The sequence below is a fragment of the Burkholderia sp. BCC0097 genome, assembly GCF_902832985.1.
Classification (GTDB): Bacteria; Pseudomonadota; Gammaproteobacteria; order Burkholderiales; family Burkholderiaceae; genus Burkholderia; species Burkholderia orbicola.
The window spans coordinates 66,045-92,721 of the sequence record NZ_CADFDM010000014.1 but is presented as its reverse complement, the minus strand read 5'-3'; the positions used below and the strand labels follow the sequence as shown (position 1 = coordinate 92,721).

Annotated in this window: 25 protein-coding genes and 4 pseudogenes; 21 read left to right on the top strand and 8 right to left on the bottom strand. The window is 58.6% G+C overall.

Going from position 1 to position 26,677, the window contains the following annotated elements; genetic code table 11:
- The first annotated feature begins 388 nt into the window (after positions 1 to 388).
- Positions 389 to 2,662: a heavy metal translocating P-type ATPase gene (locus tag HWX07_RS34100; protein WP_223274452.1), complete on the top strand. Its 2,274-nt coding sequence runs from the start codon at positions 389 to 391 to the stop codon at positions 2,660 to 2,662.
- Between the two features lie 95 nt (positions 2,663 to 2,757).
- On the opposite strand, the gene HWX07_RS34095 is transcribed toward HWX07_RS34100, so the two are convergent.
- Both HWX07_RS34095 and HWX07_RS34090 read right to left on the bottom strand, forming a co-directional pair.
- Complete coding sequence (locus tag HWX07_RS34095) at positions 2,758 to 4,176, bottom strand: heavy metal sensor histidine kinase (protein ID WP_080289663.1); 1,419 nt, start codon at positions 4,174 to 4,176, stop codon at positions 2,758 to 2,760.
- The gene (locus HWX07_RS34090) at positions 4,173 to 4,844 is read right to left on the bottom strand and encodes a heavy metal response regulator transcription factor (RefSeq protein WP_046544051.1); all 672 of its coding nucleotides are present in this window, start codon (positions 4,842 to 4,844) and stop codon (positions 4,173 to 4,175) included. Before HWX07_RS34090 ends, HWX07_RS34095 begins: the two co-directional genes overlap by 4 nt.
- A 449-nt stretch (positions 4,845 to 5,293) precedes the next feature.
- Here HWX07_RS34090 and HWX07_RS34085 point away from each other — a divergent pair, with 449 nt between their 5' ends.
- The 7 genes and pseudogenes from HWX07_RS34085 to HWX07_RS34055 form a co-directional block, all read left to right on the top strand.
- Complete coding sequence (locus tag HWX07_RS34085; protein ID WP_027810005.1) at positions 5,294 to 7,324, top strand: copper resistance system multicopper oxidase; 2,031 nt, start codon at positions 5,294 to 5,296, stop codon at positions 7,322 to 7,324.
- An 8-nt stretch (positions 7,325 to 7,332) separates the two neighbouring features.
- Positions 7,333 to 8,205, top strand: a complete 873-nt coding sequence (locus HWX07_RS34080; RefSeq protein ID WP_089444650.1) for a copper resistance protein B — start codon at positions 7,333 to 7,335, stop codon at positions 8,203 to 8,205.
- Positions 8,206 to 8,289: 84 nt separating this feature from the next.
- Entirely contained in the window at positions 8,290 to 8,676 is a 387-nt protein-coding gene (gene copC, locus HWX07_RS34075; protein ID WP_027810007.1) for a copper homeostasis periplasmic binding protein CopC, read from the top strand.
- A 2-nt stretch (positions 8,677 to 8,678) separates the two neighbouring features.
- Positions 8,679 to 9,605: a copper homeostasis membrane protein CopD gene (gene copD, locus HWX07_RS34070; RefSeq protein ID WP_027810008.1), complete on the top strand. Its 927-nt coding sequence runs from the start codon at positions 8,679 to 8,681 to the stop codon at positions 9,603 to 9,605.
- 233 nt (positions 9,606 to 9,838) lie between these two features.
- Entirely contained in the window at positions 9,839 to 10,126 is a 288-nt protein-coding gene (locus tag HWX07_RS34065; RefSeq protein ID WP_075687087.1) for a DUF4148 domain-containing protein, read from the top strand.
- Positions 10,127 to 11,007: 881 nt separating this feature from the next.
- The gene (locus tag HWX07_RS34060; RefSeq protein ID WP_143282329.1) at positions 11,008 to 11,379 is read left to right on the top strand and encodes a hypothetical protein; all 372 of its coding nucleotides are present in this window, start codon (positions 11,008 to 11,010) and stop codon (positions 11,377 to 11,379) included.
- A 253-nt stretch (positions 11,380 to 11,632) separates the two neighbouring features.
- Positions 11,633 to 12,117: pseudogene (locus HWX07_RS34055) on the top strand (creatininase family protein); the annotation flags it as partial.
- A 16-nt stretch (positions 12,118 to 12,133) separates the two neighbouring features.
- On the opposite strand, the pseudogene HWX07_RS34050 reads toward HWX07_RS34055, so the two are convergent.
- The 5 genes and pseudogenes from HWX07_RS34050 to HWX07_RS34030 form a co-directional block, all read right to left on the bottom strand.
- Positions 12,134 to 12,529 (bottom strand): annotated as a pseudogene (locus HWX07_RS34050) (IS4 family transposase); the annotation flags it as partial.
- Positions 12,493 to 14,049, bottom strand: a complete 1,557-nt coding sequence (locus tag HWX07_RS34045; RefSeq protein ID WP_046544050.1) for an IS66 family transposase — start codon at positions 14,047 to 14,049, stop codon at positions 12,493 to 12,495. The pseudogene HWX07_RS34050 and the gene HWX07_RS34045, both read right to left, overlap by 37 nt.
- 31 nt (positions 14,050 to 14,080) lie before the next feature.
- Positions 14,081 to 14,431, bottom strand: a complete 351-nt coding sequence (tnpB, locus tag HWX07_RS34040; protein WP_027810102.1) for an IS66 family insertion sequence element accessory protein TnpB — start codon at positions 14,429 to 14,431, stop codon at positions 14,081 to 14,083.
- The gene (locus HWX07_RS34035; protein ID WP_027810101.1) at positions 14,407 to 14,883 is read right to left on the bottom strand and encodes a transposase; all 477 of its coding nucleotides are present in this window, start codon (positions 14,881 to 14,883) and stop codon (positions 14,407 to 14,409) included. The genes tnpB and HWX07_RS34035 overlap by 25 nt, the downstream gene beginning before the upstream one ends.
- Positions 14,884 to 14,930: 47 nt before the next feature.
- The gene (locus tag HWX07_RS34030; RefSeq protein WP_077186797.1) at positions 14,931 to 15,995 is read right to left on the bottom strand and encodes an IS4 family transposase; all 1,065 of its coding nucleotides are present in this window, start codon (positions 15,993 to 15,995) and stop codon (positions 14,931 to 14,933) included.
- A 113-nt stretch (positions 15,996 to 16,108) separates the two neighbouring features.
- Between HWX07_RS34030 and HWX07_RS34025 the strand changes: the two genes are divergently transcribed.
- From HWX07_RS34025 to HWX07_RS33965, 13 genes and pseudogenes are all read left to right on the top strand, one after another.
- Positions 16,109 to 16,480 (top strand): creatininase family protein, encoded by a 372-nt coding sequence (locus tag HWX07_RS34025; protein WP_306172480.1) that lies wholly within the window; start codon positions 16,109 to 16,111, stop codon positions 16,478 to 16,480.
- A 101-nt stretch (positions 16,481 to 16,581) separates the two neighbouring features.
- Positions 16,582 to 17,070, top strand: a complete 489-nt coding sequence (locus HWX07_RS34020) for a DUF411 domain-containing protein (RefSeq protein WP_077186796.1) — start codon at positions 16,582 to 16,584, stop codon at positions 17,068 to 17,070.
- A gap of 353 nt (positions 17,071 to 17,423) precedes the next feature.
- A pseudogene (locus tag HWX07_RS34015) lies at positions 17,424 to 17,734 on the top strand (integrase); the annotation flags it as partial.
- Positions 17,735 to 19,021: 1,287 nt separating this feature from the next.
- Positions 19,022 to 19,357, top strand: a complete 336-nt coding sequence (locus tag HWX07_RS34010) for a metalloregulator ArsR/SmtB family transcription factor (RefSeq protein ID WP_027810097.1) — start codon at positions 19,022 to 19,024, stop codon at positions 19,355 to 19,357.
- Positions 19,354 to 19,833, top strand: a complete 480-nt coding sequence (locus tag HWX07_RS34005) for an ArsI/CadI family heavy metal resistance metalloenzyme (protein WP_027810096.1) — start codon at positions 19,354 to 19,356, stop codon at positions 19,831 to 19,833. The genes HWX07_RS34010 and HWX07_RS34005 overlap by 4 nt, the downstream gene beginning before the upstream one ends.
- Positions 19,834 to 19,842: 9 nt before the next feature.
- Positions 19,843 to 20,337, top strand: a complete 495-nt coding sequence (locus HWX07_RS34000) for an arsenate reductase ArsC (RefSeq protein WP_027810095.1) — start codon at positions 19,843 to 19,845, stop codon at positions 20,335 to 20,337.
- 16 nt (positions 20,338 to 20,353) lie between these two features.
- Positions 20,354 to 20,848, top strand: a complete 495-nt coding sequence (locus HWX07_RS33995) for an arsenate reductase ArsC (RefSeq protein WP_027810094.1) — start codon at positions 20,354 to 20,356, stop codon at positions 20,846 to 20,848.
- A gap of 64 nt (positions 20,849 to 20,912) precedes the next feature.
- A complete protein-coding gene (arsB, locus tag HWX07_RS33990; protein ID WP_027810093.1) occupies positions 20,913 to 21,986 on the top strand; it encodes an ACR3 family arsenite efflux transporter in 1,074 nt (357 codons plus the stop codon).
- Position 21,987: 1 nt separating this feature from the next.
- On the top strand, positions 21,988 to 23,220 hold the full coding sequence (locus tag HWX07_RS33985) for an MFS transporter (protein WP_027810092.1): 1,233 nt from the start codon (positions 21,988 to 21,990) through the stop codon (positions 23,218 to 23,220).
- Positions 23,217 to 23,639 carry an arsenate reductase (glutaredoxin) gene (arsC, locus tag HWX07_RS33980; RefSeq protein WP_027810091.1) on the top strand — a complete coding sequence of 141 codons (423 nt, stop codon included), beginning with the start codon at positions 23,217 to 23,219 and terminating at the stop codon, positions 23,637 to 23,639. The genes HWX07_RS33985 and arsC overlap by 4 nt, the downstream gene beginning before the upstream one ends.
- The gene (arsH, locus tag HWX07_RS33975) at positions 23,617 to 24,354 is read left to right on the top strand and encodes an arsenical resistance protein ArsH (protein WP_077186795.1); all 738 of its coding nucleotides are present in this window, start codon (positions 23,617 to 23,619) and stop codon (positions 24,352 to 24,354) included. The genes arsC and arsH overlap by 23 nt, the downstream gene beginning before the upstream one ends.
- 126 nt (positions 24,355 to 24,480) lie before the next feature.
- Entirely contained in the window at positions 24,481 to 24,909 is a 429-nt protein-coding gene (arsN2, locus tag HWX07_RS33970) for an arsenic resistance N-acetyltransferase ArsN2 (protein WP_027810089.1), read from the top strand.
- Positions 24,910 to 25,095: 186 nt separating this feature from the next.
- Positions 25,096 to 25,305 (top strand): annotated as a pseudogene (locus HWX07_RS33965) (DUF4158 domain-containing protein); the annotation flags it as partial.
- Between the two features lie 589 nt (positions 25,306 to 25,894).
- Here HWX07_RS33965 and HWX07_RS33960 read toward each other — a convergent pair.
- Positions 25,895 to 26,359, bottom strand: coding sequence for a hypothetical protein (locus HWX07_RS33960; protein ID WP_027810088.1), 465 nt, complete (start codon positions 26,357 to 26,359; stop codon positions 25,895 to 25,897).
- Positions 26,360 to 26,677 lie beyond the last annotated feature (318 nt).

Sequence of the window (26,677 nt, the reverse complement as noted above, 5' to 3'; positions counted from 1 at the left end):
CGGCTATCTGATTCATAATCACCAGCGAGACATGAATACGTAAGCATGATGACCTAGTGGCGACAGCTGGATGGCGTGCAAATTACAAGATTGTCATTTTGTGCGAGCCGGGCCAGAATCGTCGACCACATGACGGAACTAATGTTCGTCTGGCTTCGCCACGCGAAACCGGTGGCAATTCGGTCGGTCGTCTAAGGAACGATACAAGTGGAATGAGGAGCGCACGGTGACAGATCAACACAGCGGAATTGGGTCGCCTCACAAACCGACATCGGATTCGCATCAGACTGATATCAATAGCGTTCCGAGTCACGAGGCCGCAGACCAAACACATGATCCCCGTACGCACCACCACGGGCACGAACATGCTGCTCGCGCGGATGAGCATGTGGAGTCTCGAGACCCAGTGTGCGGGATGACGGTCACTGAAGACGCTCAGTTTCGCGACAGCTATAAGGGGCACCTCTACCGCTTTTGTGGCGAGCTCTGTCTGGCGAAATTTCAAGCGGCACCGGCCAAATATGTTGTCCCGTCTGCTCCCACGACGGCGGCGGCACCAAGTGGAACACTTTACACTTGCCCAATGCATCCGGAAATACGGCAGGATCATCCAGGCCAATGCCCGAAATGCGGCATGACGCTTGAACCGGTTCTCCCGAATCTTGAGGAAGGCGAAAACCCTGAGAGGAGCGATTTCCGGCGCCGATTTTGGTGGACGCTTCCGCTGACGCTCATTGTGTTCGTGTTGGCGATGTTTGGCCATCGTCTGGATTGGATGCCAGCGACCATCCAATCGTGGATCGAACTTGCACTGTCGGCACCCGTCGTGCTGTGGGCGGGATTTCCGTTTTTCGAGAGGTGTATCCAGTCCCTTGTCCACCGTAGTCCGAACATGTGGACGCTGATCGGCCTGGGGACGGGCGCAGCCTTTATCTACAGCGTGATCGCAACCGCTCTTCCGAGCGCCTTTCCAGCAACGTTCACTGCCCACGGCAGGATCGGCGTCTATTTCGAGGCTGCAGCTGTCATTATTTCGCTGACTCTGTTCGGCCAAATACTCGAACTTAGCGCGCGTGCGCAAACGTCCGCTGCGATCAAGGCGATATTGGGACTGGCCCCGAAGACCGCGCGGCGTCTTCGTGCCGACGGCATGGAAGACGACGTGCCACTGTCTGATGTGCACGTGGGAGACCTACTCCGGGTTCGCCCTGGCGAAAAAGTTCCGGTAGACGGTGTCGTGACCGATGGGTCCAGCTCGCTTGACGAGTCGATGATTACAGGGGAACCCATTCCAGTCACGAAGCACGTGGGTGACCATGTCATTGGCGCGACCATGAACACTTCCGGCAGCCTTGTCATCCGATCCGAGAGGGTTGGCTCGCAAACCGTCCTTTCGCAAATTGTCCAGATGGTGGCAGAAGCGCAGCGGTCTCGAGCCCCCATGCAGCGCATGGCGGACAAAGTCGCGGGCGCATTTGTCGTCGCGGTCGTCGGTATCGCCCTGCTGACCTTCCTCGCATGGGGCATGTTCGGTCCTGCGCCAAGCTGGGTATTCGGTCTGATCAACGCGGTCGCAGTACTCATCATCGCATGCCCATGCGCTTTGGGTCTTGCGACGCCGATGTCAATCATGGTGGCTAGTGGCAAGGGCGCCTCGAATGGCGTGCTCTTTCGTGATGCCGCGGCGATCGAAAACATGCGTAAAGTTGACGTGCTGATTGTCGACAAGACTGGCACCTTGACCGAAGGGCGGCCTGCATTCGAGTGCGCATTGGGCGTGAACGGGTATACAGACGAAAACGTCTTGAGATTCGCTGCGAGTATCGATCAGGGAAGCGAACATCCACTCGCGTCCGCGATCGTCGCCGCCGCTCGTGCGAGAGGTCTAGCCCTGGATCGCGCCGCAGACTTCGAATCGTCGACGGGTATGGGAGTCAGAGGGAGGATTGGAGCGCATCGACTTGCACTGGGCAATACCGTGTTAATGCAGAGCGAATCGATTTCTGTTCTACCTATTGCCGCTGAGGCAGAGCGACTGCGCACGCAGGGTGCGAGCGTCATGTATCTGGCAATCGACGGTCGCTTGGCGGGGCTCTTGTCGGTGGTAGACCCGATTAAGAGTACGACGCGTGAAGCGCTTGCAACCCTCAGGGCCGACGGTATCCGAGTTGTCATGGCGACGGGGGACGGCTTGAGAACAGCCCAGACCGTCGCTGAAAAGCTTGGAATTGAGGAGTTCCATGGCGAGGTAAAGCCAGCCGATAAGCTCGCGCTGGTGGCGCGTCTTCAGCGAGACGGGCACGTAGTGGGGATGGCCGGGGATGGGATCAATGACGCCCCAGCATTGGCAAAAGCGGATGTTGGGGTGGCCATGGGGACGGGGACGGATGTGGCAATGAATAGCGCACAGGTCACGCTAGTAAAGGGGGACCTGCGTGGCATCGCGCGAGCCAGAGAATTGTCCGATGCAGCCATCGCGAACATGAAGCAAAACCTGGCGTTCGCGTTCGTATATAACGCGTTGGGCGTGCCTTTGGCGGCCGGCGTGCTTTATCCTTTTACGGGGTTGCTACTATCACCGATGATCGCCGCGCTTGCCATGAGTTTGAGTTCAGCTTCAGTCATCATGAATGCGCTGCGTCTGCGTCATTCCAAGATTTAACCGCGCAATGCACGGCTGTGCTTTGGAGGGGGGGAGTATCTATCCGACGCTGACACCATCGTCGTGCGTTATTGAATCAGAGTACAAAACTCTGGTTACGTTCGAGAGGTTGGGGAGTATTCGTTCGTACCCCGCGCCTTAAAGGTTAGCGTGAATGACGTTTTCCCATTTTTGCTGACCACAGTAACATCGCCGTCGTGGAGGTTCATTATAGATTTTACGATTGCAAGGCCGAGGCCAGCATTTTTTGCCGAGCCATGCCTTGCATGGTCGGCACGATAGAATCGTTCAAACACGAAATCGATATGCTCTGGGGGGATCGCTTTCCCGACGTTTTCAACGCAAATCGAAGCTGTTGACGAAGTTTCGTATGATCGAATTGAAATAACGGAATTCGGCGATGCGTGTTCGACCGCATTCGACAGAAGATTCCCAACTGCCCGACGAAAGAGAATGGCATCGGCTGAAATCGTCGCGGCCCCATTGTTCTGCAGTGTCACATCTTTCTCATCTGCCGTGTTCTGAAAGTAAGATATGATTTTCGGGAGTTCCTCGTTTGTTTTAATTTTAACGAGATTGATGTGTTGAGTAGCGTTGTCTGTCCGGGCGAGAAAGAGCATATTTTCAATCATGCGCTGTAGTCGCTCGCATTCTTCAATATTCGACTCAATCAGTGTCTCGTATTCTTCGCTTCGGCGGGGGCGTGAAAGCGTGATTTGAGAGGAGCTGATGATATTGGCCAGCGGAGTACGCATATCGTGCGATAAGTCTGACGAAAATTGCGAGAGGCGCGTGAATGCTCGCTCCAGTCGGTCGAGCATTTTATTAATAGACGATGAAATCTCAACAAGCTCGATCGGACCTCGATCGATGTTTAATCGATCACTCAATCGGTGGGCTTCGATATTCGATGCTTGATGTCCAATATTCTTGATCGGGCGAAGTCCGCGCCTCGTGACGATATATCCCAAAACGGCGACAGCCAAGGCGCCAATTGTTGATGCAATGAACGCATCCATTCGGTAGTCTTGCAATAAGGAATGCCGATCATCTGCGCTCCTTGCGATGATAATAATCACCTTGATGTCGCTGAGTGATGCGGTTCCGTAAATGCATTCCGAAAAGCCAATTCCAGGTGGGAAGCATTCGAATGGCCTATTCGGTTGCTGGCCGTTGATCAGCTTCGAACTCAGACTCACCGATTTGATGTCGGAATGTTGGATCAGTGGGGCACCATCGGGACCGAATACGCCGACAAACAAGCCGGGGTGAGATAAAAGGGTCTCGTGAAAAAAGAGTGAATTTTCCCGTACACCGTCCAGTGAGCCGGATTCTCGTGCAAATTTTGTAAATTGATCTAGTTTTCCAGCGATTTCAATATCGTCACGTTGGTTGAGTTTGGAAGATAGTGCCTGATAAAGATATGCGCCCAGCATTGAGAATATTAGTGCTGCGACGATTGCGAACGCCGCAGTCAGGCGCTTGAGTAAAGAATATTGCGCGGTGCGGCTCATTCCGATCTATTTTCCAGAACGTAGCCCATTCCCCGGACGGTGTGGAGCAACTTCGGTTCGAAGCAGTCAACTTTTGCTCTTAGACGCCGCATGGCCACGTCAACGACGTTCGTGTCGCTATCAAAATTCATATCCCACACTTGAGAGGTAATAAACGCACGGGTCAGAATTTCGCCTTCGCGCTCAGCGAGCAGCTGGAGGAGAGCGAATTCCTGAGCCGTGAGATCGATGCGTGTGCCAGTTCTGCGGACGCGCCGTTTGATGAGATCAATCTCTAGGTCGGCGATTTGCAAAACCTCCCGCCCGTCTTGCTGCGTCCGACGAAGCAACGATCGTATCCGCGCAAGCAATTCCGCGTAAGCGAACGGCTTCGCTAAGTGATCGTCGGCGCCAAGTTCGAGGCCCGCAACCTTGTCCTCGACACTATCGCGTGCGGTCAGGAGCAGAACAGGGGTCTTCTTTGTCTCCCGGAGCCGGCGTAACACTTCGAAGCCATCCATACATGGCAGCATGACGTCAAGGATGAGCAGGTCAAAATGCTCATTCAATGCTAGGAAGAGGCCGTCCTCCCCGTTTGTTGCGGTCGAGACGCCATAGCTTGCCTCCGTGAGACCTTTGCGGAGGTAGGAAAGCATCTTCTCTTCGTCTTCGACAATAAGGATACGCATGATGGTGAGCTGTCTCGTCTCGTAATGCGGCGGTCGAAAAAATGTCTGTCGGCCGGCGCGCTTTGACGAAAGAAGATATCGCCAAACGTGCGGAATTTCCAGACCTTACGTTCATGACAAAATGGTCATCTGGTGGCAATGTGTGTGACTACATGAGGGGGGTAGTCTCCTCATCAACGGTTTGGTAGCGTCAGAGCGCAGTGGCGGCGCAATTGTCTACTCTCAAGGTCGGTGCGCGAGGTCGCGTGTCGTCGTAACCCAAGGCCCGTCCTGCGCGTGCCGACGAGGGGCCACAATCCGATGGGCGTCGTTGAGATGGTTGAGCGAGGTCGCAGGTCGAAACGCCAGCTATGACTCTAGCGCTGAACGTGGGGCTCGCCGCTTGTTGATTTAGAATCCGTGGCTGCCAAGTGGTGAAACTCAAACCAATATCAACTGGATACTGATAGATGCGATCGAATATCAGCAGACGAACCTTCGTGAAAGGCCTAGGCGCAGCCGGCTTGGTCGGCGGTTTGGGGATCTGGCGCCCGCAGGTCTGGGCGATGACAAGCCCGGACCAGCCTCGCGTGCAGGCGGGTAACGACTTCGATCTGTCCATCTCCGAAGCGCCGATCAATATTACCGGCCGGGCGCGAACTGCCACGATGATCAATGGGACGTTGCCCGGTCCTGTTCTGCGGTGGAAGGAAGGTGACGTCGTTACCTTACGCGTTGCGAATCGTATGTCCGATCAAACTTCGATTCACTGGCACGGGATTATCGTGCCTGCCAACATGGACGGCGTGCCAGGACTGAGTTTCAACGGAATCGACCCCGGCGAGACCTATACCTATCGCTTCAAAGTAAAGCAGCACGGAACTTACTGGTATCACAGCCACTCGTCGTTGCAAGAGCAAACCGGTGTGTATGGTCCGCTCGTGATCGATCCGAAGGATCCTGAGCCATTTAAGTACGATCGCGACTACGTGGTCATGCTCTCGGATTGGACCGACGAGAACCCTAAGCGCGTAAAAGCCAAGCTCAAGAAGCAATCGAATTACTACAACTTCCATCAACGAACGTTCGGGGATTTCATCCGAGACGTCAAGAAGGACGGTCTGAGCGCGACCATCGCTGACCGGAAGATGTGGGCTGAAATGCGCATGAGTCCTACCGACCTCGGCGACGTCAGCGCGTACACCTACACCTATCTCGCCAATGGGCTTGCGCCGAATGGAAACTGGACGGGAATCTTCCGTCCTGGCGAGCGAGTGCGCCTTCGTTTCATCAATGCTTCCGCGATGACCTATTTCGATGTCCGTATCCCCGGGCTGCGAATGACAGTGGTTGCCGCTGACGGCCAACCGGTCAAACCCGTCAGCGTCGACGAGTTTCGTATCGCAGTGGCCGAGACCTATGACGTCATTGTGGAGCCGACCTCCGAACCGGCGTACACCATCTTCGCGCAATCGATGGACCGGACGGGCTACGCGAGAGCGACGTTGGCTGTGCGCCAGGGCCTCTCGGCGCCGGTTCCGATGCTTGATCCTCGTCCGTTGGTTACGATGGACGATATGGGGATGGGGGGTATGGCAGGAATGGACCATGGCTCCATGGGGGGCATGACTGGAATGGACCATGGGTCGATGCAAGGTATGTCCGGAATGTCAGGCATGAGTGATGACTCGATGCAGGGTATGAGTAGCATGTCGGGGATGGACCACGGTTCTATGCAAGGCATGAGCGGCATGTCCGGAATGGATGGCGGTGCAATGAAGGGCATGGGTGATATGTCCGGCATGGATCATGGTTCGATGCAAAGCATGTCCGGGATGGACCACGGCTCCATGCAAGGCATGAGCGGCATGTCCGGAATGGATGGCGGTGCAACGAAGGGCATGGACGATATGCAGGGAATGAGCCACGCATCCATGTCCGGCATGAATCACGGTTCAATGCAGGGCATGGGCGCAATGCAGTCCCATCCTGCGACGGAAAATGGTAATCCGCTCGTCGATGCGCAAGCAATGAGCCCAACCCCGCGGCTTGACGATCCTGGCATCGGTTTGCGAAACAATGGTCGGCGGGTGCTGACATACTCCGATCTGCGAAGTACGTTTGCGGATCCAGACGGCCGCGAACCTGCTCGAACGATCGAATTGCATTTGACCGGCCATATGGAGAAATTTGTCTGGTCGTTCAATGGCGTCAAGTTCGGAGATTCTCAGCCCATTCGTCTCAAGTATGGTGAGCGGGTCCGGTTGGTGTTGGTTAACGACACGATGATGACTCATCCGATACATCTGCACGGTATGTGGAGCGATCTCGAAGACGACCAAGGTCGTTTCATGGTCCGCAAGCACACCATCGATATCGCGCCTGGCTCCAAGCGTAGCTATCGCGTCACAGCCGACGCGCTTGGTCGTTGGGCCTACCATTGCCACCTTCTTTTCCACATGGAGACTGGCATGTTCCGCGAAGTGGCTGTAGAGGAGTGAGGGCTCTCATGTTCGAAAAAAAGCAATATGGGAAATTTGCCGCCACGGCCGCGACCGTAATGTTTGTCACCATGGCGCCCGTATCGGCAATGGCCGAGTCCTCAGGATCGAATCAATCGGCAGGAGTGGGGGAGCCGACCATGCAACCGATGGAGTCCTCGCCGAAAAGCGTGCCATCGCCGGTACCGCCATTGACGGATGAAGACCGTAAAGCGGTCTTCACCGGCGGCCACTTGCATGATATGGGCGATAAGGAGATCAACTATCTGTTCCTGCTCGATAACCTCGAGTGGCAGAACGGCAGCGATGGCGGTGTTCTGAACTGGAATGGAACCGGGTGGGTCGGAGGTGACGTCGATCGTCTCTGGTTGCGGTCGGAAGGGAAACGGACAACGAAGGGACTTGAAGACGCCGAAGTTCAAGCGCTTTGGGGGCACTCGATCGGCCCTTGGTGGGATGTGGTTGGAGGAGTTCGCCATAACTTCAAGCCGGGAAGGTCGCAAACGTGGGCGGCTGTTGGTATTCAGGGACTCGCGCTCTACAACTTCGAAACGCAAGCCACTGCGTTCGTCGGACAGAGTGGACAAACGTCGATGCGCCTCGAAGGGACCTACGATTTCCTGATCACAAATCGCCTGATTCTTCAGCCGTCGCTGGAACTCAACATATATGGAAAAAGCGATGCAGCAAGAGAGCAGGGGGCTGGTTTGGCGAACAGTTCCTTGGGTTTGCGTTTGCGATATGAGGTCGATCGTCAGTTTGCGCCATACATTGGCATTACCTGGGATCGTTCATACGGCAACACCGCGCGCTTTGTTGAGCACGAGGGCGGGCGCCGGAACGAGGTGTCGTTCGTGGCCGGCGTACGTGTGTGGTTCTGAAACGCAGAAGCTTGCTTGCCGTACGGTGATTGAAAGTAGGGCAACAAGATAACTATCACTATTTACTTGAAAGGGAGATTTACTATGTCGCTCCAACGTTTTGTTTCGAGAACTTTCGTCGCTGCTGCTGGCCTCGTAGTCGCAACGGCTGCATTTGCTCACCCGAAACTGCTCTCGTCGACGCCGCAGGACAACACTGAAGGCTCCGCACCTCAGAAGATCGAACTTCACTTTTCGGAGAATCTGATGACTCAGTTCTCCGGTGCGGGCCTTGTGATGACGAGCATGCCGGGGATGACGGACCATTCCGCCATGAAGATCGCAGCCAAGGTTTCCGGAAGCGATGATCCCAAGACGATGGTGATTACTCCTGCTCAACCGCTCACGGCCGGTACGTATCGAGTCGACTGGCGCGCCGTGTCGTCCGACACGCACCCGATCACCGGGAAGATCACGTTTATTGTGAAGTGAATATTATGGACAGCTGGGTAAACATCGCAATTCGGTTCATTCTTTACATGGACCTGATGCTGCTCTTTGGCCTCCCGCTTTTTGGTCTGTATGCCTTGCAGCATCACGAGCGTCGATCCCTGCACATCACGAGACAATTTTCCGCCATCCTCGGCGGAGCGGCCGTAGTCGGGATTGTGATGTCCTTACTCAGCATGCTCGTACTGGCAAAGATGATGACGGGCGCGGAAGATTATTTCAGCGTGAGTCGGCACGCTTTTGAGATGATTGTGTCTGGCACGGCGTTGGGCGCAGCATGGGTCCTTCGACTCGTCGCACTCAGTGTCGCCCTCGTAGTCACGCCGCTTTTGGTGCGTCGCCCGACGTACGGATTCGCGATCACCGCCAGTGCCGGATTGATCGCGTTGGCCACCTTGGCTTGGGGTGGTCATGGGGCAATGGACAGCGGTGGCAAAGGTGTGCTTCATCTGTCGGCCGACATTCTTCATCTTGCTGCCGCGGGCGGATGGGTGGGCGCCTTGACGGCCTTTGTATTGCTGCTTCGCGTAAACCATGCATCACCGAATCAACAATTCGAGCTTTTGCAAAGGACATTGGCCGGCTTTGCCGCGATTGGGACAATGATCGTTCTGACGCTCACCGCAACCGGGCTGATCAACTACGGCATGATCTCCGGACTCACACTTAGTGGTTTGACATCGACGTTGTACGGCCAGCTCTTGTTGACTAAGCTGGGGTTTTTCGCTTTGATGCTCGCGCTTGCTGGGGCGAATCGCTTTCACTTGACGCCACGTCTCGAAGAGAAAATGCGAATCGGAGATCATGTTGGTGCAATAGCTGCTTTGCGCAAGAGCTTGTTGATCGAGTCGGGTGCGGCGACGGCGATCCTCCTGTTAGTCTCTGTACTCGGCCTCCAAAGTCCGCAATAAGGTTTTCCTCCTATTGGGCGAAGGCTCGCGAGCTCGCTCAAATTTTGCCCCCTTAATCGAATTAAAACACAACGGCGTCCATATATATGAGCGCCGTTAATCGCATTCAAGAATTGGGGCCATGGAAACAATCCTCAATGGCGCTCAGATTTCAGAATCTTAATCTATCAGCCATGCATTCGTCGGGTGCGTTGCGTAGTATTCATTTGTAGTTCCCTGACATGGAGGATTGTATGAAAATCGCAACTATCTTGATCGCAGTCGCCAGCTTTGCGACGATTTACCCTGCGTTCGCTGATTCCGGTATGTCACAAGACAGCGGTGTCGGATACTCGAGTGCCGCGAATAGCCAATCGGGAAACCCGGTGCGCGGAAAAACGAGGGCGGAAGTATACGCGGAGCTGATTCAGGCCCAAAAGGACGGTCTAATCCCGAGTAGCAAATCGGATTATCCGCCGAGCGAAGCAACTATCCAGAGAAATCGCGAGCTTTATCGGTTGGGACGTTTTTCGTCAAACTAAATGATGCTGTAAATCCGTGGATCGGTGGTACTTGCATATGGCTATTTGGGAATTGTGGTGATACGAAAAGGCATCTCTTGCAAGTACGCCGATCGAAGTGAATTTGCTTTTATTCCGCTCAGGTGGCTCCCAAAACGAGATTTGCGATGCAATTGAAGGCCTGGAGGAGATATGAAGACTTTTCGCCACAAGTACATGCTGTTGGCGAGCTGCATCACGTTGCTGCTTTCCGCTTGTGCAGCAAGGAGTGTGACCGCCGAATCTGGAAAGGTCAGCCAAGCCGAGGAGAGCTCGAAAATTCAGGTGCCGAAATCGTACCCTTGTCAAAATCTTCACGTCAAGACCGGAAATTGCCCGCCTCGGTAACTCCGGATAGGGCTGATGATGTTCGGCAGATACGTGACGTCCCGGGATGCCGCTGAACAGATTTTTTGAATCGGTATGGTGGAAGAAATGAAGACTTCAAGATTGCTAGTTATGCTTGGTGTGCTTTCTATCTCGGCTGCCGCATTTGCGAATGGCATGCCGGAAAGCAAGTACAATGAACTTCAAAAGCATGTAAGGACCGAATCGACGCGAGATCCTTATCTGCGGTCACATCAGGATAGGACTCAATCGACATTTTCAAAACATGCTGTCGGTGTTTATAGGAAAAAATAATATGACCGACCATCCCGCGCCGTGATCTTGCTTCTCTCCGTGCCCCTCCAACCTTTCCAGTCTTGAATCGGGTGTGCTCGTCTACTCCAAACATATCAAGGAATGTGGTAAATTTTGCGAGGTTGGATTCTATGCGGTCTTTTTTGCGGCCTCATCTGCGTTCCATCGTGTTTGCGTTGCGCTGTATGTGACAAAGATGTAATGCTGCTGCCACGCTGCAATTGGGTGAATTCCTGCATGCTTGTGACCATTGCGATCACGCGGGTTTTGATGCAGAACGGAAGGCCCTCGGATCGTTCAAGTTAATTGCCTGGGAGATTGAAATGAAAGAGATAGCAGCTTTTGTAGCCCTGACCATCGCGCTCGTTTCGAGTTTGATCGCTGCACCGGCATTCGCCGATGCGGACCACAAGTATCCGCAATTGCCGAGCGTAGCCGCGAGCGCCAACGCACAAGCAGCTGGTGCCACGGTGCGGAAGGAATATGGGCAGGACGGCTATGGCAACGACGCCACGAGCGCCGCGCAAAGCGGTGTGCGCTCGGCTTCCGAATCGTTCATGATCAACGACCGCTCGCTATACCGCAATCCGTGATCTTCACCGTCCACGCAGGTGAGCCATCCCACGTCGTCCTCACCCTAGCGTCTAAGCGAGAAAGGCGCTAACCGTGTGGCTCACCTTTTATGCCCCGGGCAGTATTGTCCGGGGCACTTTTTTTTGCGAATCATTGCGGGCTAGTGGAGCGGACGCCAACTTGTACTTCGCGACGTGCCGAAGCCTGTTCGTTTGGTAGAAAGTGCGAGTAGACTCGTGAGCCGAGTTCTCCAATTTGCCTGGTGAGTCCGGTATGCAATTCATCCTTCAAGTCGCTTGTGCCGCCACTGTCGCTTTGGCAGCGACACATTCTGTCTTGGCGCAGACGTCTCAGACGATTCAACTAGAGGACTTGACCTGGACCGAACTGCGTGATCAGATCCACGCCGGCAAGACCACTATCGTCGTTCCCATCGGCGGAACTGAGCAAAGCGGGCCGTAGTCGCGCTTGGCAAGCACAACGCGCGCGTCGGGGTGCTATCTCGGCGCATCGCGGAGGGTCTCGGCAACGCGCTCGTCGCCCCCGTGATTGCCTACGTTCCAGAGGGCGGCTATGCGCCACCCACGTCCCACATGCGCTTTCCCGGTACGATTACGGTGCCTGACGACGTATTTGAAAGGACCCTAGAGTCCGCCGCTCACAGTTTCAAAATTCACGGCTTCGTGAATATCGTTTTTCTCGGGGACCATGGCGGCTATCAGGACGACATCAAATGCGTGGTAGCGCGACTTAATAGGCCCTGGACGCATGTCGTTATACAGAAGTGCCGGCGTCACCGTCATCGCGTAATAAGCGCATGGTTTCCGCGGCGATATGAACTTTCGTGAGTCCCTTCCAGATCGTCTCAGCGCCGGGTTCGCCGTCGCTCTTGCGAGCGAGGAATCCACCGAGACGCGCGACCAAGCGCAGCACTTCGTTGAGCTTGGGTTGCGCAGATCGAGGCGTTTTCGTAAGCAGGTACGCAGCCCGAATTTCATCGGGATCGAAGAACAGACGCGCGTCCAAATCAGGGCAGGTGCGCCCCAGCCGCATCAGATAGGTCACGCGCCAAGCCACCACAAGGAACAGCGCCAACGCGCGCTCAAGTGTATGCGGTCTTTTAACGACACCCATCAGAGGTTGGGAGTGGCAGGCATGCTCCATGGCATGAGGGCCGCGTAGTCGTCGGCGGTTGCAGCGAGAGGCAGCTTCGTGAACAGCCAGACGAGGTAGCGATACGGTTCGATGCCGTTCGCCTTGTACGTCTCGACGAGGGAGTACAGATTGGCGCTGGCCTGCGCGCCGGCGACAGTGTCGGAGAACAGCCAGCCTTTGCGGCCGACGACGAACGGTCTGATCGCGTTTTCACACAGGTTGTTCGAGAGTGGCCAGTTGCCGTTCTCGATGTAGCGGACCAGCTTGGGCCATTGCCCGCTCATGTATTGCAGCGCCTTGCCGAGCAGACTCGACGGCACGACGGCGGGCAGATGCTCGACCATCATGCGTTCGACGAGGGAGAGCACTCGGGCGCTGTATCGGGTACGCAATCGCTGCCGGCGTTCAGGCGTCCACTTCGCGCTTCGCGCCTCGGCCGTGAACAGCTTGCCGATCAGCTTAACGAAGCGCGTGGCCAGCAGATCCGATGAGCGTGCCGCTTTCGGCACCGACTCCTCGGCCTTGATGAAGCCGCGGCGTACATGCGCCCAGCATCCGAGATGCACGAGCTGGTGATCGTGGGCGATGCCGTTATAGAGTTCGTACCCGTCCGTCATCAGCACAGTGTCGGGCTGCACGCCGGCATAGAGCTTCTGCGCATGTTGGGCACCACGTCCCGGCGAGTACGAGAACATCCGCACGGGCGGCCCTGAGCCGTTGACCTGCGCCCACAGGTAGCTCTTTGCCTGCGGCCTTCGTCCCGGTTCCTTCAGCACCTGGAACGTTGTCTCGTCGCCGTAGATCAGGTCGGATTCGAGCAGCGCGTCACGCATCAGGTTGATCACCGGCTGCGTAGCAAGCCCCACTCGCACCACGCTAGCGGCCAGCGTGTTCGACAAGATGTCGCCGCCGAAGCGACGCAGCAGCGTGGCCTGGCGATACAGTGGCATGCCGTATTGGTACTTGCCAGTGATGATCCACGCCAGCGCGGATTCCGTGAGCAGCCCGCGAGGGATGATGCGCGTCGGCGCTGGCGTGACCTTAATGCCGAGATCACAGCAAGGGCAGGCGTACTTGACCCGCTGGTGCTGAACGACGCGCACTTGCTCGGGAATCACGTCGAGCTGTTCGCTCGTTTCTACGCCAATCTCGACGAGGGCGTGGCCGTCGTGCGCGCAGAATCGTTCAGCTTCTGGCAACTCGTGCCGCACGACCTCGCGCGGCAGGCTCGGATTGAGTGGTTTGCGCCCGCGCTTGCCGCGCGTGTGGGCGGCGACCGAGGTGCCGGGCACGTCTTCACGCGCGGGCGCGTCGGCAGTCGCCGCCAATGCCTCTGCTTCGTTGAACAGGCCGAGCTGGTCGGCATGGCGCGCCTCGCTCGATGCACCGAACAGTTCGTGCTTGTAGGCCCGCAGCTTCTCTTCGGCCAGATCGCGCTGGGCCGTCACGAGTCGAAGCTCACCGCGCAGCGCATCGCGTTCGGCGAGCAGTGCCTGGTATTCCTCAACACTCGGCATGACGGGGCTGTTCGGCATGGCCGATTAGACCATGTCACCCGCGCGGTGTTCAGCTCATCCGCGCGTAATATCGCTGGGGATGCTTCTGGATCACGGCCAGGTCGATGCCGTCGAGCAGCCAGTGCAATTGCTCGGCGCTGAGCGTGATTGTGTCGCCTCCGTTCGGCCAGATGAAGCGATCGGCTTCGAGTCGCTTGAGCAGCAACCAGAAGCCGTTGCCGCCCCAGCCGAGAATCTTGATTCGATCGCGCCGGCGGTTGCCGAAGACGAACAGCGCCGAGGTCATCGGGTTCAGGCGCATCGCCTGTTCGACCAGGATCGACAGTCCGTTGATGCCCATGCGGAAGTCGACTGGATCGCGATGCAGATAAACCTTCAGCCCTTCGTCGAACCGGAACATGGCAGCCTCCCGAGCATTTGCACAACGGCCGTCAGTTCATCGAAGTTCGCCGGGCCCAATTCTAAGGAAACGCCGTTTGGCAGGTGCACATTCAGTGAGAATGCCGCAGCCAATTTAGTCGGAGTGGGAGCAACCGCGGAGGTGACGACCTGCATAAAGGCTGATTCCTCATGCACGGAAGCCGCCGGCAGCTCGACGCGAGCCTCTCGTGACGGCTCCGTCACGGAGCTGACTATCTCGCCCGCGGCTTGTTCGCGCTGATACTTGGAAATCCACGTCCGAACGAGGTTTGGATTGACGTCGTGCTCCATGGCCGTCCGCGCGATCGACACCCCGGGCTTCAGACACGCCTGTATCAATTCGCGCTTTGCATCCTCGTCGTACTTACGCCGTCCGTCTCGCTTGCGATCGACCACCAATCGGCTCTGCAAACCTCCGCGTTGCTCGTTCATGCACACCTGTCCACGCTCATTGAACATGGACACGTAGCCTCGGTGAATCAGCCTCGCCGTGCAATGGCGTCAATCAAAGAGCGCTTACGCTCAAGTCGCTCAATCGTGCCCAACTGCAGTTCTTCGACCTGACAGCCGTTCTTCAGAACGTTGAACAGGATTTCGATTTCCCATCTGGCCCGATACCACTCGATCAATTCCGTCGCTTCATCCAGCGTGGTCGCCGTACGGTTAGTCAGCAAGCGCCATTCGATCGGCTTCACACCGGCTGGTGCGTCAAACTCGCGCGCGACCAGGCACGTTGCAGCGACGCTTTTGCCCTTGCTCGCAGGCAACTGCACGCGCCGCAGCCACAGGCGCTGGCGCACCGTGCGCGCTTTCACACCTTGGCGCGCGGCCATCGGGAAGGCGATTTCGCCCACCGCTTCGTCGTGCGTGGCGTACTCCCACAACTTATCGCCTTCGGGCAGGCTGCGGTTATGCGCGGCACGTACCAGCCAGTCGGCCGGGTTGCCCAACGCGTCGGCGCGCTCCATCAACGCCATCAAATCCGCTTCGCGGTCGGCCACATACAGCAGACGGGTCGAGGACATATCCGGCGCCATCTCGGCGATGCGCTCGTAGCCTTCGATCCAACGCAAACTTTCCTTCGGGCCACCACGTCGGCCCGAGTCGTCCTTCTTCTCGCGGGCCCACATCCATACGTCAAGGATGCCCAACGGCTCGCGCTGCGGCGTCACCGCATAGGTCGGATGAACAAACATCCCGCGCTGCGCCTCATACGTCAGCGGCCCCAATCCGAGCGCATCCTGACCATTGAAATCAAGCTCGGTGGTGTCTTGAAGACAGAGCACAACCTGATGCGTTTGCATCCGCTTTTGCGTCTGCTGCCAATGCGGCTCCAGAATCGCATGCCACTGGACCTTCTCGTTATCGAAGAAGCGGTACGCCGCTATCGTTTCGCCCCAACCGTGACATGCCTGCGGCACGCTGGCCGTCGGGTCCGCCGCCATCCTTTCCATCAAAAGCCTCGCTCGCTTGTTCAGGCGCGCGTCGCCAAGGTCCAGTTGCTCGAATTCCGTTTGTGTCCAGGGCGTCGATTCGGTGACCAAGGCATCCGCTCAAAAGCGGAGAGTAGACGCGATCCGCCGACAGTTTACAAGCGCCGCTCTATGTCATTGAAAGTAAACGGGCTTCGTCGCCGTCGCCGAACAACGAGGACGTTGTGTATAACGACATGCCCTGGACGGGGTCACGCGCGCGTGCGTTCGTCCCATCAGAATATTATGCGTCGAGTTTTGACGGCTACGCGCAGATTTTGCGCGAGCGTCGCGTGCGAAGCGACGAGATCGGTACGCACGCCGGACTCGCGGACACATCATTGCAACTGGCGGTTGTTCCGCAAATGGTGCGTGTCGAAGAACTGCGCAACGCGGCTAAACCCGGGGTTGCGGATGGAGTCTATGGCGGCGACCCGCGTCACGCAAGCTCGGAGTTCGGGCAGCTCGGCGTTGAAGCAATTGTCGCCCACACCGTCAAGGCGATCAACACCCAACCTGGGCGCTACTCCCTTGGGGACACTGGTAATATCCGCTAATGCCATGCAACAGTACAGTACGCTCAATACTTGGCAAGTTGATCATGTCCGGTACTGGATAGTTTCCGCCGATATACCCATTCAATTAAGGAGGAGTTTGTATGAAAAAGCCTTTGAAGGTCGGATCGATTTCACACGCAAGGCGATCAGTCGTGGCCGGGTTGGCACTTTTGCCCGTCATAGCGTTTTCGCAGGAGACTGCTGGCAAGCCTGTCGTGCAAGTATGGAAGACACCAACCTGCGGTTGCTGCGAAGACTGGGTATCACATCTCAAGAACAACGGCTTCAAGGTGGCCGTGCAAAATGTCGACGATACAGTCGAGGCAAGACGTAAAGCAGGCATGCCTGATCGCTACGCTTCGTGCCATACGGGTATCGTGCAGGGATATGCTATCGAAGGACATGTTCCGGCTCGTGAAATCAAGCGCCTTCTGCGCGAGCGACCGAAAGCAATCGGATTGGCTGTACCTTCCATGCCGATTGGGGCTCCTGGTATGGACGGGCCGGCATATAACGGACGCCACTTGCCGTACAACGTCATGTTGGTGAGTCGCGATGGACAAACCAGCATATTCCAATCGTACAGATGAGATGCCGTGCCTCTGCGGCCGCGGATGCTATCACTGGTGGAATCGATTCGCCTGATTGATAGTCGATGGCGGTAAAATCCGCGCTTTTCGGGCGGCCCCAAGGTGTAGCGATGCGGCTTGGTGATTAGTGTGATCGCAACTAATCGTTCGTCGCGATCCGATTAAGTTTTGGGGCGAGCACGTAGAAAACCATCGGATAGATTAGTACGAGCCGTCGATCGCGCGCTCAGAGAATAGCGAAGCGCCCACTCTCGAAGCGGTGCGCAACGGCGATCGTGACGCGCGATGCCGTCACGGACGAATCCCGAGCCGAGGCCTTTGGCGCGGCAACGCAGCCGGCGACTGCCTGAACGATGGCCGACCGTTCCCTGCAGCAGCTGGCACAGATGCCGTTGCGCAGCTACAGCCGTACCGAATTCACAGCTTTGCGCGCGCGCGTTCAAGGCCTGGCGATCGAGATGATCGAGCGGCTGTCCTTCGATCGCGATGCGGATGAGCGGGCCGACGTCGCGCAGCGCTGCGTACGATGCGCGACGACTTGGTCGCGGCTGCGCTGCGCGACGGTTCGCCGGTGCTGAAGTCGCAGCTGCAGGCGACGATAGAGAAATGCGGTGAGGCGCGCCTGACGCTGATGTCGCTGCAGATGATCGAGCAGGTGGCCGGAACGCATTCCGACGTCGAGGTACAGGAGCGTCGACTTCATGCCGAAAGCCCGCACCAGGCAACGGCCGCCTTCAGGCGGTCGTTGGTATCTGGCGCGCGATCTGGTGAATAAGTATGGCGGGTGGCCGACAGTATGGGACGTTTCCGGGACTGAAGCCGAAGTTCTCGACGCGCTTGAGCGTTACCTTAAAATGTGCAAAATGTCGACGTTAGTATCTGTTATGTAAAATCATTCGGATTGCTATCAAATAAGGTGAGCGCCAATGGAATTGGAACCTCGGAGCATTCTCGCGCCCGGAACAGGTCTGCTAGAGATCTTGGGATGCGGGATTGCTTGGATCGCCGTTGTCGCAGCACTTATCTATCTTTTCGGAAGGTTGAATAAGACTGCGGGGGTAACTGCGGGGATTGTCGGTATGGTCGGCGGCTGCGCGATACTGATCCTGCACTTCATACAGTGATACGTTGAGAATCGCGCAACGTCCAATATGCTGTATTACCCGCCGGACGCAGCAAGCAACCGCTTTTTGCTTCCGACGGCCGTTGAATAGGGAGCACTGACGATGTCGTTACTAGCCGGATGGTTTTTCGAGGGAGCGATGCTGCGCCACACGCCGTCGCTCACGGACCTTGCTGTTTGGGAAATCGCGTCCGGGGGAAGTTCGAAATCGCCGGCAACGCGCGAGCAACCAGACGGGCTCCAAATGACAAGGAGGCGCACGCTCGCAGTTGCTGTCAATGGTCGGAACATGATCCTCCGAGGTGACCTCGATCGTCTCCCCGGGCAGGGGGAGTCCGTCCGCATGCTGGGCCTCCTCTATGCACGCCCGGACAGCGCGGCGGCCGAATTCGGAGGAACGAGGTGGTACGAGATCCGCCGTGACGGCGATTCGTACCGTGCTACCCCGACTTAAGACGCAGGCGACTTGGCCTCTAGAGTTGCAGTACCGTTCGTCGCACAACTACTGACGGACGCTCACCAGCGCCCCCTAATCCGCCCTATCGATGTCCACGCCGGCTACGTTAGAGTCGGCTTCGACCACGAGCTCCCGATGAAGGCCTCCCCTTGATTTTCGTGCGCTTTACCGGTGTTGCGCGCGGTAGGCCTGGTAAGGGTCTGCGGCCAGGCCCTTAAATAATGTTCAGCGAATTCAAGGGCTTCCTGATCGTCGCTTCATCTATTCTCCAGAGGGCTCCGTCCACGACTCTGGGTGCGCCGCTGGCTCTGGAGATCAGCAAGCGGACGAAATTCTTGCCTCTAATTCGATATTTCGACTAATATGGAATCATGGAAACGAACCAAACTATTGCCGCCCTTGCGGCGCTTGCCCACGAGTCCCGGCTCGCCGTCTTCCGCGCCCTCGTACAGGCCGGGCCGGAAGGCATGCCGGCCGGGCAGATTGCAACACTGCTGGACGTGCCGCCGTCGTCGCTCTCCTTTCATCTGAAGGAGCTGGCGCATGCACAGCTTGTCACCAGCCGGCAGGAAGGTCGCTTCGTTTTCTATTGCGCGAACTTCGCCACGATGAACAGCCTGCTGGCCTATCTCACGGAGAACTGTTGCGGCGGCAATCCCTGCTCGCCAGTTGGTGCATGTTCTCCATCCAAGGAGCAACAATCATGAAGCGCTTTCACGTGCACCTCAGCGTGCCGAATCTCGCTGACAGCATCCATTTCTATTCGGCGCTGTTCGCCGCCGAACCGACCGTCGTCAAGACCGACTATGCGAAGTGGATGCTCGACGATCCCCGTGTCAACTTTGCGATCTCGCAGCGCGGCGCTGCGGCCGGCCTCGATCACCTCGGCGTACAGGTCGAAAACGATGCCGAGCTGGCCGAAATGCACGAGCGTCTCAGCGACGCCGCACTGCCCCTCGACGAACAAACGGGTACGACGTGTTGCTACGCGCGCTCCGACAAGTACTGGACGGTGGACCCGCAAGGCATTGCATGGGAGACGTACCAGACGCTCGGGAACGTCCCGACCTATGGCGAATCCCGTAATGCGCAGCCGGCCGAATCGAATGCCGACACTGCCGCTTGCTGTACTCCTGCGCGCGGCAATCCGACCGGCGCGGCCGTGAAATCTGCCTGCTGCTGAGGTCCAACCATGAGCGACAAGCGCTACAACGTGCTGTTCATCTGCACCGGCAATTCCGCACGATCGATCCTGTCGGAGGGGCTACTGAACCAGCTCGGCGACGGGCGTTTCGTTGCCTACTCCGCCGGCAGTCATCCGAAAGGCGAGGTGAACCCGTTCGCACTGCGCGAGCTGGCACGGTGGCACTTGTCGACCGAAGGGTATCGAAGCAAGAGCTGGGACGAATTCGCCGCGCCAGACGCGCCCGCGCTCGACTTCGTTTTCACTGTGTGCGACAAGGCCGCCGGCGAAGTCTGCCCGATCTGGCCCGGTCAACCGGTTACCGCACATTGGGGCGTGCCCGACCCGGCCGATGTCGAGGGCTCCGATGAACAGAAGCAGCAGGCCATGCACGACGCCGCGCTGACGCTGAAGCGTCGGATCGACCTGCTGCTGTCATTGCCGCTCACCAAACTCGATAACGTCGCACTGGAGAAATCGGTGCGCGATATCGGCCAACAGTAAATCCGGATGTTTTGACATGACTACGAACGTACTGATCCTCTGCACCCACAACTCGGCGCGCAGCGTGCTGTCGGAAGGGATGCTCAATCATTGGGCCGCGAAGCTCGGCAAGGATGTACGCGCGTACAGCGCAGGTAGCGCGCCGAGCGGTCGCCTCAATCCGTTCGCGCTGGAAGCGCTGACGAACGCCGGCGTCGACGTCGACGGCTATCGCAGCAAAAGCTGGGACGAATTCGTCGGCGACGGCGTACCGGAAATGCGCGTCGTCATCACCGTGTGCGACAGCGCGGCGGCGGAAACCTGCCCATACTGGCCCGGCAGCCCGGTCAAAGTCCATTGGGGCTACGCCGATCCGTCGAATGCGACGGGCGGTGACGAAGGCAAGCGCCTCGCGTTCGAACTCACACGTCAGGCGATCGGCTACCGCATGCTGCAGTTGCTGGCGCTACCGCTTGACCGCATGAGCAATGCCGAACTCCAGACGGCGTTGACTGAGATCTCGCAAACCTGATCATTCGCGCGGCGGTCTGCCGAAACTAGCGGCCGCCAACGACTTCGAGACTGAACCCTGTCCAATGAACACGTCCAACATCGCCCCGCCCGGCAAGGCCGTCGCAAAGCCCTCCATCAACTTCTTCGAACGGTACCTGACCGTCTGGGTCGCGCTGTGTATCGTCGCCGGCATCGCGCTCGGCCAGGTGCTTCCCGGCCTGTTCCAGCAGATCGGCCGGATGGAGTACGCGCAGGTGAACCTCCCGGTCGGACTGCTGATCTGGGTGATGATCATCCCGATGCTGGTCAAGGTCGACTTCGGCGCATTGCACGAAGTGCGTCAGCACGTCAAAGGCATCGGCGTCACGCTCATCGTAAACTGGCTGGTCAAGCCGTTCTCGATGGCATTCCTCGGCTGGCTGTTCATCCGCCACCTGTTCGCGCCGATGCTGCCGGCGGATCAGCTCGACAGCTACATCGCCGGCCTGATCCTGCTCGCTGCGGCGCCGTGCACGGCGATGGTGTTCGTATGGAGCCGGCTGACCGGCGGTGATCCGCTGTTCACGCTGTCCCAAGTTGCTTTGAACGACAGCATCATGGTGATCGCGTTCGCGCCGCTGGTAGGGCTGCTGCTCGGCATGTCCGCGATCACGGTGCCGTGGGCGACGCTGCTTACGTCGGTCGTGCTCTACATCGTCATTCCGGTGATCCTCGCGCAGGTCTGGCGCAAGGTGTTGCTCGCGAAAGGACAGGCGGCGTTCGATGCCGCGATGGCGAAGATCGGCCCGTGGTCGATCTCCGCACTGCTGGCCACGCTGGTGCTGCTGTTCGCGTTCCAGGGCGAAGCGATCCTGAAGCAACCGCTGGTGATCGCGCTGCTCGCTGTGCCGATCCTGATTCAGGTGTTCTTCAATTCGGCGCTCGCGTACTGGCTCAATCGTGCGATCGGCGAAAAGCACAACATTGCATGCCCGTCGGCGCTGATCGGCGCGTCGAACTTCTTCGAGCTGGCGGTCGCGGCCGCGATCAGCCTGTTCGGTTTCCATTCCGGTGCGGCGCTGGCCACCGTCGTCGGTGTGCTGATCGAAGTACCGGTCATGCTTCTGGTGGTGCGCATCGTGAACCAGTCGAAGGGCTGGTACGAGTGCCGGACCTGACATGTCCAACAGGACGCCCCGTCCGCGCGCTTGGCTGACGCCCTCGCTCGGGCTGACGCAGATCATCGGGTGGGGTTCGATGTTCTACGCGTACGGCGTCCTGATGCAGCCTATGCAGGACGAGCTGGGGCTGTCGAAACCGATTGTCGTTGGTGCTTACTCGGTGGCGCTACTGATCTCCGGGCTGTGCTCCACGTCGGCTGGCGCCATCATCGATCGCATGGGTGGGCGCTTGCTGATGGCAACCGGATCGCTACTTGCGGCGCTCATGCTTGCTTGCCTGTCACGCGTGCATGGCGTTGTAGGGCTGTATCTCGCATGGGCCGGCATTGGCGTCGCAATGAGCGCGACGCTGTATCAGCCCGCGTTCGCGGTCATTACGCAGGCGTTCGGCACCAACTATCGCCGGGCCATCACGCATCTGACCTTGTTCGGCGGCTTCGCCAGCGCGGTTTTCTGGCCGCTGACGCAAACCCTGTTGCAGCATGCCGGGTGGCGAGAGACATGGCTTCTCTATGCCGTGGCGAACCTGCTGGTCTGCCTACCCATTCACGCCACCTTACCGAAGCGCGGCAAGGCAACGCACGGGGTTGCAGCGGCGCGCACGGAAGATCCGGCTACCAACCTCATCGCTGTCCTGCGCGAGCCGGCTTTCTATCTGGTGACGGCAGCGGTCACGCTCAATGCGCTGGTGTTCGCCGCGATGTCGCTGCACATGATCCCGGTCTTGCAGGCACACGGCATTTCCGCCGCGAACGCGGCATGGGTGGGTGCGTTGGTTGGGCCGATGCAGGTTCTTGGTCGCGTGCTCGAGACGACGATCGGCAAACGCGCCAGCACGCGCCACGTCGGCATGGCAGCGATCTCCCTGTTGCCGTTGTCGTTGATCCTGCTCTTTGCATCGGGTGACTGGCTACCGTTGTACGTCGTATTCGCCGCACTGTATGGCATCAGCAACGGCATCATGACCATCGTCCGCGGAGCGCTGCCGGCGGAACTGTACGGGCGAGCTGCGTACGGGGCGATCAGCGGGGCAATGGCGACCCCGGTACAGATCGCTATCGCAGCAGGCCCGTTCGTCGCGTCACTTCTGTATGCCGCCGGGAACGGCTATCCCGGCACGCTATTGGCCTTGGCCGGTATTGGCTCGGCGGGCGCGATTCTGTTCCGCTTCGCGATCGCGCAAATCCGGCAGCAAGCCATCGACCTATCAAACAAAGGAACCTCTACATGAGCGACATCACGATTTACCACAACCCCGACTGCGGCACGTCGCGTAACACGCTGGCCCTGATCCGCAACAGCGGCGAGGAGCCCGTCGTGATCGAGTACCTCAAGACGCCGCCGTCGCGGGAAACGTTGATCAAGCTGCTGGCCGACGCGGGCCTGACCGTGCGCGAGGTGCTGCGCGAGAAGGGCACGCCTTATGCGGAACTCGGCCTTGGCGATCCGAAGTGGACCGATGAGGAGTTGCTCGATTTCATCGGGCAGAATCCGATTTTGATGAACCGGGCCATCGTGGTCACGCCGATTGGCACGAAGCTTTGCCGGCCGTCGGAAGCCGTCCTAGACATTCTGCCGAACCCGCAGAAGGGACCGTTCACCAAGGAAGACGGAGAGGTCGTGATCGATGCGGAGGGCAAGCGTGTCTGAGCATCTGAATGACCTGCCGCAGCTCGACGCTACACTGTTTCGCGTGCCGGACGCCGCTCAACTTCGGCCGGCGACGCCGTCGACTCATCCGCCCCGGCTCTTGCTTTTATACGGCTCGTTTCGCGAGCGTTCGTTCAGCCGCCTGCTGGTCGAGGAAGCCGAGCGCTTGCTCACCGCGATGGGTGCCGAGGTCCACGTGTTCAATCCGAGCGGCCTGCCGCTGCCCGATGATGCGCCCGAGAGCCACCCGAAGGTGGTCGAGCTGCGCGAGCTGGTGATGTGGGCGGAAGGGATGGTCTGGTGCTCGCCGGAACGGCACGGCGCGATGACCGGGATCATGAAGTCGCAGATCGACTGGATTCCGCTGTCGGTCGGCGCCGTGCGGCCGACGCAGGGCAAAACGCTCGCGGTGATGCAGGTCAGCGGCGGCTCGCAGTCGTTCAACGCGGTGAATCAGATGCGCGTGCTGGGCCGCTGGATGCGCATGCTGACCATCCCGAACCAGTCGTCGGTCGCGAAGGCGTTTGCTGAATTCGACGAGGCTGGGCGGATGAAGCCTTCGGCGTATTACGATCGGGTTGTCGACGTGATGGAGGAACTGGTCAAATTAACCTTGCTCACGCGCGACGTCGGTCCCTACCTGGTCGATCGGTACAGCGAACGCAAGGAAAGCGCCGAGGAACTGTCTAAGCGCGTGAATCAACGCAGTATCTGACATGCCAAAATGCCGTGACCGCGGGAATTCGCCGCGGCTTGCCGGCCGCATGAACGTCGTTAGAGCCCGAAGCATTGTCAATCGCATCCGAACACCCGATGCCGTCACCACCTGAGGACCGACACCATGCAACTTCGTGCAGCCGCCGTATCCGATCTGGTCTCAATCGAGACACTCCTGCGCGTGTCCAACTTGCCGACCGCCGGCGCGGCGGAACACCTAACGAACTTCGTTGTGGTGGTGAATTCCCAGGGCCTTGTCGCATGCGGCGGCATCGAATTCCACGGCAACTTCGCGCTGATCCGTTCAATCGCGGTCGCGGAACAGGCGCGAGGAGCCGGTGTGGGAAAGGCGATTGTTTCGCGATTGCTCGCGCAATGCCGCAGCCGTGCAGTCGAAGCGGTTGCCTTGCTCACGACGACGGCCGAGGACTACTTCGCAAAGGAAGGTTTCATGCGCGTCGCGCGCAACGACGTGCCTCATCTCTTGCTGGCATCCAGCCAGTTCCAGGGCGTGTGTCCGGGATCTGCTACGGTCATGTTGAAAGTGCTCTAACCCCCAATAAATACTCTTGACCTTCCGATCGTGGGAACCTCCATCACAAGAAGCGATGGAGCTGCGCTTCGCTCAGGTTCGCTTCTCTGAACATCTTGCACGATTGTCATATTTCGGTTTGCGATTGCCCGCCGAATAATTTCTCGCTACGCTGCACAGTCCGTTTTTCGCGCGGGAGTGCGGGCGATGGACCACGGACAGTTGGCGTATCTCGGCATGCGGCATTTCCCGCAAGAGCTCTCTGAGTTCGAGCTCAACATATTCTTCACGTTCTCCGCTCGCGAGCGAGCGCTGATCGATGGGCGCCGCTCGCATCTCTACCGGCTGGCAGTTGCCTTGCATCTGGGTTTCGTGCGGATGACGGGGCGCACCCTCGACGCCTACAAGCAGGTGCCCTAGCGGGGCGATCATGCTTGACTCCGAGGGACGCGGACTAGGTTCCCGCGCGCGGTGGCCAGCTTGTAGTCGCCGATGCAGCCAGACCGTCCAGGGAGCGCACTGCGATCTCTCGAACGTCGATCACTCGAATCAGATTGTCCGTCCCACCTTCTCGCGCGCGGCGGCCGGTGCCGCCGAAACACTGTATATACATCAGGGGGCTGGGGCGAGCGCAACATCCGGTCGAAATTGCAGCGGTGTCAGCCGAGCCTGGATCCGGTGGCAAGGTGCCGCGCGGGCGGCCGGCCGTACGATCGACCCTCCCGCATCCGCTCAAGTCGCTCGAGCGCCTCGACGAACACCGCCAGCGGCTCGCGCCCAACTGGTCCCCGTGCCACGTGATCAGCGCGGCGACGACCTCGTCTGCTCGATCCTCAATGGACCTTGGTCGTCTTACTGAAGGCGCGGGCAAGCCGCGCGATCCAGCGTCGCCATCCCGGCAAATGCGCGATCTGAGCTTCTGCCCGGCGTGTCGGGATTCGCGTGCGCCCGCTGTCTTTGACGATACGGTGTGGACGCATGGGTCGAATTCTCGCGTGGAACGTGTTCATTGTTCGGCCAGCTGCTCGAGCTCGTCGCATTCGCCGAAGAAATCTTGCTGTCCGGGAAGCGGCGCCGGCGGCCGGCGCACAGCGCGCGGCCGCGGATGGCCGGAACGCTTCAGTGTACGCGCGATCGCCTGCAGCTGCGCCCAGACACGGTCTGCCTCGGCGGCCGACATGGTGTCGGCCGCGACTTCGAGTGCACCGACGAGCGATTCCAGTTGCGCAGGCGCCGAGGCCAGCATCGCACGCGCCTCCGTGCGCGCCTGGCCTTCCCGGTAGACCGAGAGCCAGCGTGCGAGCCCTTCGCGTTCGTCGGGAGTTAGTGCCGCGAGCAGCTCGGGCGGTATCGGCTCGTCGGCGCGAAACGTGCCGAGCACATGTTCGCGCCGACGTCCCCTTGCACGCGGTTGCTTGGGAGGCTCGACGCGCAGCACCTTGATGAGGTTTCCCTGTTCTCGAATGAGCATCGACTCGTCTTAGATTTCACACGATCACGCCGAAGGATAGCGCAACCGCGTGTCGCGAACGACCGCGACACGCGGCACACACCTCACCAGTCTTGCGGCCGCGGCCGCAAGACGGGGCGCTCGCCGCGCGGCGAGCCGGTGCCGTCTCAACTATCCGCATTCCGCCAGTCCCCTGAGCTCGCCGTCCCAAACGCGACCGTAGCCCACCGTCGTTCGCATTCAAGGGTCCGCTCCGCCGGCCGCAGCACCCGTTCGGTGCTCGCCCTTCGGGCTGCGCTCCGCGTGCGGCTTTGCGACCGCCCTTGAACACGCCCGCCG

Excerpts from the sequence above, each read along its gene's own strand:
- HWX07_RS34090 (WP_046544051.1), bottom strand. The coding sequence starts at position 4,844 with ATGCGTATCCTTATTGTCGAAGACGAAGAGAAGATGCTTTCCTACCTC.
- HWX07_RS34010 (WP_027810097.1), top strand. The coding sequence starts at position 19,022 with ATGGAAACGAACCAAACTATTGCCGCCCTTGCGGCGCTTGCCCACGAG.
- arsH (WP_077186795.1), top strand. The coding sequence starts at position 23,617 with ATGCGGAGGGCAAGCGTGTCTGAGCATCTGAATGACCTGCCGCAGCTC.
- HWX07_RS34000 (WP_027810095.1), top strand. The coding sequence starts at position 19,843 with ATGAGCGACAAGCGCTACAACGTGCTGTTCATCTGCACCGGCAATTCC.
- arsN2 (WP_027810089.1), top strand. The coding sequence starts at position 24,481 with ATGCAACTTCGTGCAGCCGCCGTATCCGATCTGGTCTCAATCGAGACA.
- HWX07_RS33995 (WP_027810094.1), top strand. The coding sequence starts at position 20,354 with ATGACTACGAACGTACTGATCCTCTGCACCCACAACTCGGCGCGCAGC.
- HWX07_RS33985 (WP_027810092.1), top strand. The coding sequence starts at position 21,988 with ATGTCCAACAGGACGCCCCGTCCGCGCGCTTGGCTGACGCCCTCGCTC.
- HWX07_RS34005 (WP_027810096.1), top strand. The coding sequence starts at position 19,354 with ATGAAGCGCTTTCACGTGCACCTCAGCGTGCCGAATCTCGCTGACAGC.
- arsC (WP_027810091.1), top strand. The coding sequence starts at position 23,217 with ATGAGCGACATCACGATTTACCACAACCCCGACTGCGGCACGTCGCGT.
- HWX07_RS34085 (WP_027810005.1), top strand. The coding sequence starts at position 5,294 with ATGCGATCGAATATCAGCAGACGAACCTTCGTGAAAGGCCTAGGCGCA.
- HWX07_RS34035 (WP_027810101.1), bottom strand. The coding sequence starts at position 14,883 with ATGAACGAGCAACGCGGAGGTTTGCAGAGCCGATTGGTGGTCGATCGC.
- HWX07_RS34080 (WP_089444650.1), top strand. The coding sequence starts at position 7,333 with ATGTTCGAAAAAAAGCAATATGGGAAATTTGCCGCCACGGCCGCGACC.
- HWX07_RS34065 (WP_075687087.1), top strand. The coding sequence starts at position 9,839 with ATGAAAATCGCAACTATCTTGATCGCAGTCGCCAGCTTTGCGACGATT.
- HWX07_RS34020 (WP_077186796.1), top strand. The coding sequence starts at position 16,582 with ATGAAAAAGCCTTTGAAGGTCGGATCGATTTCACACGCAAGGCGATCA.
- HWX07_RS33960 (WP_027810088.1), bottom strand. The coding sequence starts at position 26,359 with ATGCTCATTCGAGAACAGGGAAACCTCATCAAGGTGCTGCGCGTCGAG.
- HWX07_RS34095 (WP_080289663.1), bottom strand. The coding sequence starts at position 4,176 with ATGAGCCGCACCGCGCAATATTCTTTACTCAAGCGCCTGACTGCGGCG.
- copC (WP_027810007.1), top strand. The coding sequence starts at position 8,290 with ATGTCGCTCCAACGTTTTGTTTCGAGAACTTTCGTCGCTGCTGCTGGC.
- HWX07_RS34045 (WP_046544050.1), bottom strand. The coding sequence starts at position 14,049 with ATGCCGAACAGCCCCGTCATGCCGAGTGTTGAGGAATACCAGGCACTG.
- arsB (WP_027810093.1), top strand. The coding sequence starts at position 20,913 with ATGAACACGTCCAACATCGCCCCGCCCGGCAAGGCCGTCGCAAAGCCC.
- tnpB (WP_027810102.1), bottom strand. The coding sequence starts at position 14,431 with ATGTTCCGGTTCGACGAAGGGCTGAAGGTTTATCTGCATCGCGATCCA.